The sequence below is a fragment of the Calothrix rhizosoleniae SC01 genome (assembly GCF_900185595.1).
In the GTDB taxonomy this organism is placed as follows: domain Bacteria; phylum Cyanobacteriota; class Cyanobacteriia; order Cyanobacteriales; family Nostocaceae; genus Calothrix_A; species Calothrix_A rhizosoleniae.
Map to the genome: position 1 here is coordinate 1 of NZ_FYBH01000368.1, position 12,397 is coordinate 12,397.

General features: G+C 37.8%; 11 protein-coding genes. All 11 read right to left on the minus strand.

Features of this window, described 5'->3' with window-relative positions; genetic code table 11:
- Positions 1-227, minus strand: a 227-nt coding sequence (locus CALSC_RS22495) for a hypothetical protein (RefSeq protein WP_456151090.1), incomplete at its 3' end; no start/stop codon positions are given.
- 88 nt (positions 228-315) lie between these two features.
- The gene (locus CALSC_RS26725) at positions 316-465 is read right to left on the minus strand and encodes a hypothetical protein (protein WP_159460674.1); all 150 of its coding nucleotides are present in this window, start codon (positions 463-465) and stop codon (positions 316-318) included.
- Between the two features lie 437 nt (positions 466-902).
- Entirely contained in the window at positions 903-1,469 is a 567-nt protein-coding gene (locus CALSC_RS22500) for a serine O-acetyltransferase (protein WP_088243478.1), read from the minus strand.
- Between the two features lie 68 nt (positions 1,470-1,537).
- A complete protein-coding gene (locus CALSC_RS22505; RefSeq protein ID WP_088243479.1) occupies positions 1,538-2,548 on the minus strand; it encodes a glycosyltransferase family 2 protein in 1,011 nt (336 codons plus the stop codon).
- 227 nt (positions 2,549-2,775) lie between these two features.
- On the minus strand, positions 2,776-3,822 hold the full coding sequence (locus CALSC_RS22510; protein WP_088243480.1) for a glycosyltransferase 61 family protein: 1,047 nt from the start codon (positions 3,820-3,822) through the stop codon (positions 2,776-2,778).
- 33 nt (positions 3,823-3,855) lie between these two features.
- The gene (locus CALSC_RS22515; protein ID WP_235006901.1) at positions 3,856-4,848 is read right to left on the minus strand and encodes a hypothetical protein; all 993 of its coding nucleotides are present in this window, start codon (positions 4,846-4,848) and stop codon (positions 3,856-3,858) included.
- Positions 4,849-4,959: 111 nt separating this feature from the next.
- A complete protein-coding gene (locus CALSC_RS22520) occupies positions 4,960-6,198 on the minus strand; it encodes a glycosyltransferase family 4 protein (RefSeq protein WP_088243481.1) in 1,239 nt (412 codons plus the stop codon).
- 9 nt (positions 6,199-6,207) lie between these two features.
- A complete protein-coding gene (locus CALSC_RS22525; RefSeq protein ID WP_088243482.1) occupies positions 6,208-7,632 on the minus strand; it encodes an O-antigen ligase family protein in 1,425 nt (474 codons plus the stop codon).
- 362 nt (positions 7,633-7,994) lie between these two features.
- Complete coding sequence (locus CALSC_RS22530; protein ID WP_088243483.1) at positions 7,995-9,347, minus strand: oligosaccharide flippase family protein; 1,353 nt, start codon at positions 9,345-9,347, stop codon at positions 7,995-7,997.
- Positions 9,348-9,451: 104 nt separating this feature from the next.
- The gene (locus tag CALSC_RS22535) at positions 9,452-10,717 is read right to left on the minus strand and encodes a glycosyltransferase family 4 protein (protein ID WP_088243484.1); all 1,266 of its coding nucleotides are present in this window, start codon (positions 10,715-10,717) and stop codon (positions 9,452-9,454) included.
- A gap of 87 nt (positions 10,718-10,804) precedes the next feature.
- Positions 10,805-11,233, minus strand: coding sequence for a hypothetical protein (locus tag CALSC_RS22540; RefSeq protein WP_088243485.1), 429 nt, complete (start codon positions 11,231-11,233; stop codon positions 10,805-10,807).
- Positions 11,234-12,397: the final 1,164 nt, after the last annotated feature.

Sequence of the window (12,397 nt, forward strand, 5' to 3'; positions counted from 1 at the left end):
GTATCCAATAATAATGCAGCCATTTCTAAGGCATGGGTGCAAGAAGTAGTTAGTAGTACTTTGGGAACTTTGAGGATATCTTCCAATAGACTATGACATTTCTTGGTAATAGCCCCATCTCCAGAAAGATCCATATTTTCGATGGTCTTTTGGATATATGCAAATTCTTTCCCCACGATCACAGGGCGATTAAAAGGAATAGTTGTTAAAGGAATAGTTGTTAACATTGATTTCTCCAATGGTAATCCAATCAAACTAGTTCGATTTGCAAGTAATTAAAGCTTTAGGGTGTTGGGCTGCAACTAAGTATGCTCGTTATCCAATAACACTATCCATAATCCGCCGTTGAATACCGATAACTTGTACATCCTGCAAAATCATACTATTTTCTATATCTGCATCGATGAAGGTTACTCTATGAGTAATACTGCTATAGGAATTGATATTGATGATACATGGGGTCACAGTAGCTGTAATCAGCTACCAAGGGATTGATTTTTGTTTCATGGTACCCATTTTCTTGGTACTAGTATAAGTTATGAGTCCCAGGTCTGTTCTCTTTGCAACTGAAAGTGTAAGTGCTTTCATAATTATTTTGGCATCAGTGATGATGTATATTCCATTTATCGCATATTTTATTTTGTATCAGGAGATAATTATGAATTACTTGCTAAAAATTCAAAATCTAAGAGCTTAATGTAAAAATTACGTTATTTGTATCTCAATGTCCTAAGTAATAGCACTAAGACTAGAGAACAATAAATTTCCCTTCACTAAGCCCCATTGGGTCGGGGTGTAGGGGAAAAGATAGCCCCATTCTCTAGGACGATTGCGAAGGGGAGGGGTTTCAAGCTCTGACCAGCGCCGTCTTTCCCCTACACCCCACACCCTTCTTCCTGACCTTATTTCTTCATAGCTATAACTTTAGCTGGAATACCTACAGCAGTTCTTCCTGATGGTATATTGATTAAAACCACGGCATTGGCACCGATATTGGCGCGATCGCCAATGGAAATATCACCAAAAATTTTTGCTCCGGCACCAACATTGACACCAGTTCCCAATTTTGGTGCATCAAGTGGACGTTCAAGATAACGATTACCCAAAGTCACACCTTGACGGATAATACAATCATCACCAATGGTACAATTCCCATGAATCACAATCGCTCCTTGATGTTCAATAACTACTCGGCGACCAAGTTCAACAGTATAAGGTAATTCAATTCCGTAAGTATTACGGATTTTACGATATAAAGCCCGGTATAAAATACTAAATGGAGCCCGTAGGATTTTGGGTTCAATCTTCATCCTCCATGCACCAAAACGATGAACGGCAACTGCTCTAAATCCTGGCTTTGTCCAATCACATCCATGAGCAATCCAGTCTTCTTTTATTTGTTGCCAAAGTCCAGTTTTATTACTTATTGCTACCGTAGAGTTTGATACTAAGTCTGGTTGTGTAACCATAATCTATTGTTACTGATAAGCAGTCAATTATCTAAAATAATGAAGTTGGGTTATTAATCTATCTACATTTATTGCGGGGATTGAACAAACACTTTGACTATTACGCTATTACGGAGGAAATCAGTCAGAAATTGTGGGGGATCCACAGACTGTTGTCCCATAATTAACCAGCGCAATTTAGTCAGAGCAAAAGTAAAGGCAAAAGCAGCATCAGCCAGTAATCCATATAGCCAACCATGATTTTTGACAAAGTAACGTCGTCGAGAATTAAACCAGTATTGCGGACGACGTTTGGGTGGAGCTTTAGGGTCGGTAACTCCAGAACTTTGACCAACTAAATGTACAATTCGGCTTTCTGGGACATAATAGCAAGTCCAGCCAGCCCTATTCGCCTGTAGGCAGAAATCAGCCTCTTCGTAGTACATGAAGTAACCTTCATCCATAAAACCGACACTGTCAAAAACTTGACGGCGTATAATCATACTGGCTCCAGCAACCCAATCAACTTGGGTAATTTCCTGAGGAAGGGTTGGGGGCACAACAGCCCAACGTTCTTTGAATTTTTTGCCAAATCGCAGACGTAAGCCATTGTCTAACTCACTCAATATTGAATGAAATCGAAATGCAGAAACTTGAACTGTACTATCAGGATCTTCAAGACGACTACCAGCAATTCCCACCTGGGGATGTTTATCCATAAAATCCACAAGTACCTTTAAAGCATGAGGATGAACAATTGTGTCTGGATTAAGTAAGAGGACATAATTTGGAGGATGATGGGAATTTAGAGCCGGGCGGATTGCCTCATTATTACCAAAGGCAAAACCACCGTTTTTTTCCAATGGCATTAGGGATGCCCAATCTTGCCAACCTTCAGTTTCAATGGCAGTTTGAATTTTTGCAACTGAATCATCACCAGAAGCATTGTCGGTAATTACAACACGAGTTCCAGGAAGCGATCGCACTTCATCCACAAGGGAGTGGAGACAGTCGATGGTTAGATCGGGTGTTCGGTAGTTAACAATGACTACAAGTAGAGAAACTGCTTTTTTGGGCTCAATGATATTAGTATTAGACATAAAAATTATATTCTCTAGAACCTATCAAATATGAAGGTAGGCAATAGTATTACTATTAATATTAAATTTATTGGTATTTGCCCTGGAATGTAGATTATGTAAATTATAAAACTTGGTTTAAATAATTTTAAATGCCAGGTTAGCTAATGAGCAATAATTGTCAGTGAATCAATCCATGTTCCTTAACTATTACCTAAAGTATTAACTTAGAATTTATACCTCTTTTTTCACTTCATCAAATATTCAATTTTGTCGAGAGTTCGCGCTAAATCTTCCAAATTAATCATAAATCCATCAGGAGAATTATTTCCGACAACAAAAGCATAGCGCATATCTAAACAGTCTGTATAATCTTTATAAATACCATGAAACCTGTACGGTGGTTGTAAAGTGAAAATTGTTCCATGATCTGCCATTGTAAAGATTCCATGGGCAATATGGCTCCCTTCAGTTCCCAGAATAATTTTTGCACCAAGTGTTTGATGCACAATTTCTTTAGCTGGCATGTGCTCGGGATTAATGATAATAAAACCCCGAGTTTCCAGAAATTGTGCAATCTCGTCTTCGTTTGTTAGTACCCGTGAAACACCTGATTTTCCACGGCGAATCATGACTCCATAATTTGGTTGAAGGGGCGTTAAATTCTTTAAAGCAGAACGTAAAAGCTCGTAGCGTTGGCGTTTGAAACTATTTTGTCCAACATCATTAAGTATGATTAGCTCTCCGCATCTGATTTGAGTAATTGGGCGCGATCGCAGGTTAAAAAGACTTAGGTACTCAGATTCATGGGCATAAGGTTTTTTAACAACAGTAATCGGCTCTGCTAATTGTTGTGCGGCAAGATTCAAGGGCAAATCGTCTCCGATCCAATGACCAAAAAAGCGATTCCCAGCAAAAGTACAGGAAAGTGCAGCTTTAGGGAGATAATCAACTACCTTCGGACTGAAGAAAGATTCAGGTGTGGAGACAAGTGTATACTTCATGGCTCCCTTATATACATACCCATTGAGAATCAATGCATCCCTAATATGATAAGCAACCGTCGCACTATGCTCTCGCATAGTTCCCGCAAGTCTGTTTTTCTCGATATCAAGGTTAACACCTTCAATAAAACCAGTAACTTTATCTAGTTGTCCTTCCAAATAAATTGCTGGTAGTGAAGGAGCTTTCTCACTTGGACATAAAATAGAACATTGCTCACTTACTTCTTGAGAATCTTGAGAACCAATTAAAATACGCTTGATTAGCCGCCTCAAGGGTGTGGTTTCTATCATTATTTTTCAAACTGCTTTATCATCAGTACGAGATCAAATTACTCGGCAAGATTCTTTATATGCTGCCTCTTGCTTCGACCTAAAATATTTGATGACTTTACCGAAAGTACGCCATTGAGGTGGAGCTTCATTTTGCATGGGACCAAGAGAGGATAGCCACTCTGCTACATCTGGATGGGTATCGTAGATACATTCCATGAATGTTGGCCAGAAATGTGGCCACATGGAATCATGATAGTGGATTATTTTTGCTGTCTTGAGTTCTTCTTGTTTGTACCATTGAGCATGAATTTTACTACCCATACTATAGTTATGAGAATGAGGTAAACTTCTCCAAGATAAACCCATTTTTGCCATAGTTAAACCAAGAACAATCTGATCAGTAAAGAAAATCCCATGCATCTGATTGGTTATAGAAGAATGGAGTAACTGGTTGCATGATTGTAAATAATGGTTAGCAAAATCAGTTAAGCGACGATAAACAAAAACCCCACTATTAAAGTAAAGACGAATACGTTTATCTTCCAATTCTGTTTTAATCCAGGGTAAGTCTTCAATTTCTATACCGATACACTTACAAGTCTCCTGCCAGTAAGTTTCCAAAGAATCCCCCACACCACTTGTTGCACCAATACTGTCGGGGGTACAAGCCAGAAAATCTTCTTCCTGATTTAAATTGAGTAAATCTGGTTCACCTACAAACAATAAATCACTATCCAACCAGCTAATACATTCAGACGTGCTACGCTCTTGTGCAGCTACTAAGGCAAAAGGCTTATTCATGAACTTGTTCCAAGAGTATTTGCTTTTTGCCTGAAAACGAATATACTCCACATCCAGCCGCTTAAAAGCTTGATAGGTAGAATATGCAAGAGGAGGACCAAACCGGGGAGTAACTGCGAATATGGGTGCATTAGCCAACTTGCCTCCCCATCGACGTAGGCTCTCTATCATGCGTACAGTTTGAGTTTCGAGCCCTCCAGATTCAATACAACAAACAAAAGTAATTGGAGAATTTGCAGTCATAATATTCTGTTAAAGTAATAGGCTGTAAATTATAAACACAGTTTCAAAATTGGATAAATATACTTAATTTTAGTTTGTTATTTAAAATTGATAGAACATATTAATCAAACCCTAACCTTCTTGTTGGGTTATGTGAATTTCTCCTTTGTCTAGATATCGATTCTCTTGAATTGCCAATAGGATAGATTTGAGTTTAGCCCCCCAACTTTGTGAAGTATCATAAAATTGTTCTTGTAAACCCAGACATGCTTGTCTCTTTTGGTCATAAAATTCATGATCATCACATAACTTGAGTAAGGCATCACCATATGCCTTGGTATCATCAGGTGGGACTTCTACAACTGCATCCCGTACATAAGATAAGGCTGGACAAACAGCAGAGGTAACTACTGGTCGTCCTGACAAAATGCCTTCAACAACAACTTGGTTGAATCCTTCTACAAAGTCTGTTCTTGTTGGCACAATTACAACATGTGCACGATTAAACATTTCTCGCATTTGTGATTTATTGCAGTGACCATGACAAAAAAAAGAAGAATCTAATCCAGCTTGGTTAACAGCTAAACGTAAAGACTCCAGTGCTGATCCATTGCCACAAATATCAAACCTAATATCCTGTCTGTTCTCCTTGGCAAAAAGCTTAGCAATTTCCAGAACATTGAAAACACCCTTGTTTGATTCGATACGACCCGCAAATAAGATTCTAAACGGTGAACCTTGTTTATCTGGTTCGCCTATACCCGCAAATTCTGGACGACGATAGGTAGGTAAGAAAGGCACCATTGGTCTATGGTGAGCACGTGTTATTTCTAATACTTGCTCACGGATATCATCCGATGCAATTAAAATGGTACTACAAGCATTAGCAAATAGATGGCGATTAAGGGTAGAGATAAATCTCTGGATCTTGCTTGGGTGAAAGTACTTAGGCCACAAGACACAGTGTAAAGATGGTATAACTTTCACACCTAAAAAAGGTAGTACGGACAAAATAAACCATTGTGTTGTGCCATCAGCGACTACAGCAACATTAGCTCGGAAGCGGAATGCTGATATAATTAATCCTAATCCATACCAAATATTATTTAAGTAATACAGGATACCCGATGCTTTGGGTAGGGGAACTGGACGATGTTCTATGATGAATTGACCTTCATGCAATATTTTCTTATCCCTACATGATGAAATTACGTAAGCCTGTGCATCTAAATCACGACATACATCATAAAACTGACCAGAATAGGTGAGTGAAACTTGTGATGGATCCTCTTGTCCTTGAATCCAGTGTTGATAAGTTCCAATCACATTTCCTGGACCAGCTGCGTATAGTATTCTCAAAGGTTGAGACATTTCTTTTCCTTATTTGTTAATTCTGGGAAATTTAAGACTGGCTGCCGAGACAGATGAAGGTTGCCTTGCCAGGGATGAGTGATTACTTAATTTTTTAGTTTCTGATTTGTTGAGCGCTAATCCCGCAATACCCCCACTAGCAAGGGTAAACACTGGATTTGGCATATTATTTAAGGTGCAGTCTAACATGTATAAGGTGATAACTACAGATAACAATGCTGCTGGTGCAATTTCGGGTTTAAACCAGAATCTAGCTGGATACCGTAGCCAAAAAAAACTTAGACTAGGTAATAATGACGAACTAAATAAAGCAATCAGACCCACTGTTCCATTAATACCAAAAGCAATAATCCATAAACTGTCGGTAATTGCTACATCTACCAGTTCGCCCTCCCAATTTTCTTCTAGTATGCGGTTTCTTCCCCATCCTCCCCAACCAAAAATTGGTCGGTGTCGTGCTTTTTCTGAAAGTAGTTCTTCATTACTCATTCGATACCCTAGGGATGAAGCCCGACCTGGTTCTACTACCATTTCTAAAGCTGAAACAATACCATGAATCCGTTCGCTATTAAATACTCCAGTTGCTCCCATATACAAGTAGGAAGACATAGCTAGCATTACTAATAACATTACCAAAGCAGTACGAAATTTTTTGGCAACAAACAGAATAATGCATCCCAATAATAAGTATAAATACGCGCCAGTTGACCTTACTAGTATAAATGTAAACAATAATCCTATCACTAACCACATGATAGGAATGCCCCATATTTGCTTAACGACACCAGTTTGCCATAGCCAGATGCCAATGAGTGTTGCAGCCATCATCCACATGCCAACGGCAAGACCATGTTCCATAAATACTGTCGGTCTAAATGAACCATAACGAAATCCTTGAGCAAAGGCTCTCACATCAACATAGCCGTAAATCAGTTGATGGAATACTGGACTCATACGACTTTCATATAAACAGAAAGGAGCATAAATAAGTCCACTGGTGAATATGGCAATTGCGAGATGGCGGAACCCAATTAAATTATTTAGGTATATACGACCCAAAAAATAGGGTATTCCATAGGATACAGTTTGTTGAAGGGATTGAGCTAATCCATCATAAGCCCCTAGATCATTACTCATTGAAGAAGCAAAAGGACATAAGCACCAAATTAGCATTGGTAAATCAAGCCAATTAAATTGAAAGGAACGAAAGCGTTGAACATCAAAAATGAAAGTAGCTAATAATATACCGTAACAAGTAGCTGACATCCGTTCATAATCTGGAAGACCAAGAACTGAGAATCCTGCATTTTGTGGTAAAAAAAGCCATGCGGCGATAAAACTGATAATAACTGCTCTTTGAGCTGTAAAACTTGTAAATAAGTAAAGAACAACTGGCAACCAGAGGAGCATGACAAGTTGTGCTTGAAGGCTCATAAGCTTTGTTAAGTGACAGTAATTAACTAAAAATGAATCAAGTATGGATAGGTGTGATTGACCAAACCTCTTCGAGGTAGGGGATGGGTTGTGGGGGATAGGGAGGAAAACCCCGAAGTGAATGGATGCAAGCCCCTTTTTTTAAAGAGGGAAAACAAGAAAGATGTATTTTGAGCCACTGCGGTGGACAGGTTCCCCGGCATAAAGCAACTGCTGTCAAGTGGCGAACCCAGAAGGTGAGGCACGTAGTGCGATCTGCATACTGAGTCCGCCCTTAGAAACCTCTAATTTTAATTATGGGGTTCCCCAACCCCTAACGCCTTTCATTCTAATCACCTGAAATAATGTAGCTAATATTCAGCTTAGTTTTTTAATAAAATGCCATCAATGGGGAGTCCAAAACCCAAAAAATAGCGACTCGATAGAAGAATAGTAATTGTTCCAATTAATACAAGGGTTGCTATAACATCTTGCTCTATACCGATCAATTTTTCCTTCCATAGGCCATAGTTGATAGTTATATAAATTGGCAGATCATTAAATGCAATCACAATTACAGCCCCCAAGATTCCTAATAGAGAAAATCCTAAAGGTACTCCAATTATCATATAAATAAATTTAAAAAAGTTGCCGCTAGCTGAATACATGGGCTTACCAATGGCTATAAGAGAACTAGACATTGTCATCTCCAATAGAGCAGGCCAAGTTCCTAGAGATAGAATTGGCAGCATCCAAGCAGCATCATTGTATCTGCGATCATATAGTGTCAAGATTAAGATATCCCCAAAGCAAACTATTACAGATAAGCCAAGTGCCATACCAACAACTAATAGCCATCGCTTCTGGAGAATTTTCTCTCGAAGTTGCTTACGAGGTAAATCTTGAAACTTGGCAACTATAGGAAACATAACATTCCCACTAATACCTGCAATTGTTTGTTTGGGCATTTCTGCCAGAGCAAGTGCAATACTATAAAAAGCCAACATTGGAAAAGCCAATTTCCCTAAAATTAGTCTGTCTGATTGCATTGCTAGAAATGTCATTGCCGTGGATATAAATATCCACTTACCAAAAGAAAGGATATCTTTAGCGGCATTTTTATCCCAAGTAAAACGATTAGAAATTTGAGGGATCAGTTTATGGCTCCGAAAAATATCTATAAATCCTGAGATTAAGCTACCACCAACAATTGCCCAGATTGTAGGATTTAACCAAGCCCAAAAAATAATTATTATTGTTTTGTACAAGTATCCTAGCATTCCAAATTTACTCAGTCGAGACAATTCTAAGTTTCGTTTGAGTGTAAAAATACTAGTAGATTGCAAACTAGCAAGCAATGCGTTTAACCCAGCTATGGGGATCAGCCATAGCATTCTTTGTTGCTGATAATAAATTGCAATTGGCCAAGCAATTAAAATGCTAGCTAGCCATAGTCCCAACCCACGCATAACCTGTATTGTCCAGGCTGTGTTAAAAAAAACTGGATTGTCACCATGCTTATTCTGGATCACACTGGGAGCAACACCAACATCTGAGAACATTTCTAACCCAGATATGAAAGTATTAATTAAAGCCATCAGGCTAAAATATTCTGGAACTAATAAACGTGTGAGGATTAGATTAGATCCAAACCGGATTATATGACCTCCAAACTGTTCAATAAGGGTCCAGATGGTAGCACGGATAGCTCTCTGTTTAAAGGTGTTTGATGACATGGTTTTAGAGGTTCATGAAAATATATTTTCATGATTGTGTGCAGTTGTTAAGTGCTAAAGTTTACTATTATTCAGAGTGTTGATAAAGCTTTGATCTGAAAAGCCTACCCTAATTTAATTAATGATTGTTTCTGCTTTGACGAAACATCCTCTAAGGGAAATTGCTCAATCCCATTAGACCGAAATAGTGCCGCCAATTTCCCTGTTTCAACAGTAATATTATGCCGTTGAACAACCAGTTCGTTCCCCATCTCCCCCATTTGCTCAAGTTGTTCTAATGGCGATCGCAACACTTTAGCCATAGTTACTGTTAAATCCTCTAAGGATCCAGGTGTTATCAGCCAGCCGCACTTACCATGCTCAATTAATTCAGGAACTCCAGCGACACAACTACTGATGACTGGACGACCTAAAGCTAAAGCTTCCATAACTACCACTGGTAAACCCTCAGCAAAACTAGGTAGTACTAAGGCTCGTGCTGCTAAAATTTGCTCCCGTACTTGGGAGTTACTAGCCCAACCGGTAATCTCAATGTGGTTGTGCAAATTCAATTGAGCGATCGCAGTTTCAATCTCACTTCTCAAAGAACCATCACCAACAAATACTAATTTAAAATCTAATCCCTCGGCATTTAACTTAGCTGCTGCCTCTACTAACAGTAAATGTCCTTTTTGTTCGTCTAGTCGTCCAACACAGACTAAACGAGGCTCTTCTGATATCGGAGTATGATGTGTATTTAAGAATTTTGCATCTAAACCACAGTGAATTACATGAATTTTTGACCAATACTGGCGATCGCACCATCGATACAATTGACTCTTGCCAAAAGAACTGATAGCTACTACAAAAGATGCTTGTTTGACTTTCTCATCTAAAGCAAGAACAGTAGCTCGGTCAAATTCTTGGGGCCCATGAATAGTAAAACTATAGGATGGACCACCCAGAGTATGGCACAACATAGCTACTGTAGTTGAATTTGTACCAAAGTGAGCGTGAATGTGGTTTATTCCTAAATCAGAACATTGACACAAGAGGACGCAAGCTTCAACTAGGTATGCTAAGTTTCTCACAAGTCCTCGGTCTGAATGCCAGCCAATTTTCCCAGCTAACTGTAAACTTTTCAAAAAATGGACGGGTTGAGTGAGAAAAACTCGAATTACAGCTAAGAGTAAGCCGATAATCCCAACTCCTAGAATAGATTGAGTTTTGTCTAGTTCCAGTTTGTCTGCTTCATCAACTAATTTAGAGATGCAAGGACGAATAGAAAACCGAGCGACTTCAATCCCCCAAGCTTCAATACCGATAATTTCTCGTCGGATGAAGCTATGACTCACATGAGGATAATGATTAACTAGATAAGCAATTTTCATATATGCATATAAATCAGAAAATTTATCTCCTGATTGGCAAGTTGTAAATACTTTTTATAAATCTGCAACATATAAAATGCAGATATTTTAATCTATTTTATTAAAGTTTTGGTGTCCTCGATAGTTCATTGTCCGTGAATTGCGGCTAGTAAATTCACCCACGGAAGGGTTTCCATGAGGATAAGCAACCTTCATTGCTCGTTGCCAAAGTTCTGGAGATGCGACTGCAACTTCATAGGTGTTAGTGGAAGATTTATGGATGTGATACCATTTTTTTTGTTGACAATCCTTACACCAGAAAGCCTCTAACCATTCATCCTTCAAAGTAACTGCTGTTTGAGAAGTGATTAATATTAATGCTTCTCGTCTCCTTACTCCTCTTTGCTGCAATTGTCCTGGACGATTGGCAAACAGTGGATACTTTTGACTAACACTATCTAAATAACATTTATGAATTGGACAATATATTGCTCTTCGTTTTGAACGTTTCCGATTTCTGTCACACCTTCTCTGCAATTCGACCTCCTCTCACAACAAATAAGGGTTAATGACCTATTCTCCACAGACTTAACTGTTTGGAAACAAAGTGTATTTCCAAACAATAATCTAGAAGATCAAGAAGGTTACGTTGGAGGGGCTGAGATCAAATGACCATCGAAGTCCAGCTCCATCAATTTATACTTAAATATTCAGTTTATATTTTTATGAGATATCAGTCTTTATGTATTTTTATTCACTGCTATTTATTATATATCAGTCAAATATTGAAAGATTTTTGGTTAAAATAGCATTTATTATTTAGAATAGGCAGAAATAGATATTTAAACCTAGTGATAATTACGATAAATTATCTCAGTTTCTTAATATCTATAAATAAGAATCAGATATTTTCAGGATGGTATCTAGTTAAACATAGATACAGTAATCATATTTAATCATATGCAAAAATTTAGATTTATAGCTATTATATTGTAAAATAGAGATTTTAATCTAAAAGATACTTCGCAGAGAAATATGATAGATGCTTTTTTTTGAAATTACTTTTAATTTTTTCTCAGTTACATTAATTGTTATCGCTCCATAAAACGACATCTAAACTCTATAGTTAAATTGGATTTTATTGAAAAGTAACTTTATTTACAAAATATCAACTTAACTATGGGTAATATTTTATCCTCACAAGAAATAATATAACTATAAATATTGGTATATGTAATGACTTTAAATAAACTTTACCTTTAATTTAGATTTTCAACATATATAACTTAATCAATTAATATAACAAACAACAATGGTATATCTACTGAAAACTGTTACAAGCTAGATATTGCCTTGATTTTCAAGAAAATGTAGGCTACCCACAGGAATATCCGCCATTTTCACTAATTTTTAATGTATCTATTGTTTGAGTCTATATTAAGTGAATAGCACTAAGCAAAATGGAAACGAAACATTTGTGGTTTAAACAATTTGCAATTGCTTGGGTGATATCATGTCCAACTAAATACTGACCATTACATAAAGTCTAAGGCATAGCTAGGCTCAGATGCCGGGGTTTTGCCTTTAATGGGTAAGTTTTTGGGTGGCGTTTCCAAGCTCCTACTTCCGTTCTGTCAGGTCAATATTTGGTGATAATTTTCCCAATTTTCTGTGGTGACTATATCCCAATTTTACCAGAAA

Excerpts from the sequence above, each read along its gene's own strand:
- CALSC_RS22500 (WP_088243478.1), bottom strand. The coding sequence starts at position 1,469 with ATGGTTACACAACCAGACTTAGTATCAAACTCTACGGTAGCAATAAGT.
- CALSC_RS22505 (WP_088243479.1), bottom strand. The coding sequence starts at position 2,548 with ATGTCTAATACTAATATCATTGAGCCCAAAAAAGCAGTTTCTCTACTT.
- CALSC_RS22510 (WP_088243480.1), bottom strand. The coding sequence starts at position 3,822 with ATGATAGAAACCACACCCTTGAGGCGGCTAATCAAGCGTATTTTAATT.
- CALSC_RS22515 (WP_235006901.1), bottom strand. The coding sequence starts at position 4,848 with ATGACTGCAAATTCTCCAATTACTTTTGTTTGTTGTATTGAATCTGGA.
- CALSC_RS22520 (WP_088243481.1), bottom strand. The coding sequence starts at position 6,198 with ATGTCTCAACCTTTGAGAATACTATACGCAGCTGGTCCAGGAAATGTG.
- CALSC_RS22525 (WP_088243482.1), bottom strand. The coding sequence starts at position 7,632 with ATGAGCCTTCAAGCACAACTTGTCATGCTCCTCTGGTTGCCAGTTGTT.
- CALSC_RS22530 (WP_088243483.1), bottom strand. The coding sequence starts at position 9,347 with ATGTCATCAAACACCTTTAAACAGAGAGCTATCCGTGCTACCATCTGG.
- CALSC_RS22535 (WP_088243484.1), bottom strand. The coding sequence starts at position 10,717 with ATGAAAATTGCTTATCTAGTTAATCATTATCCTCATGTGAGTCATAGC.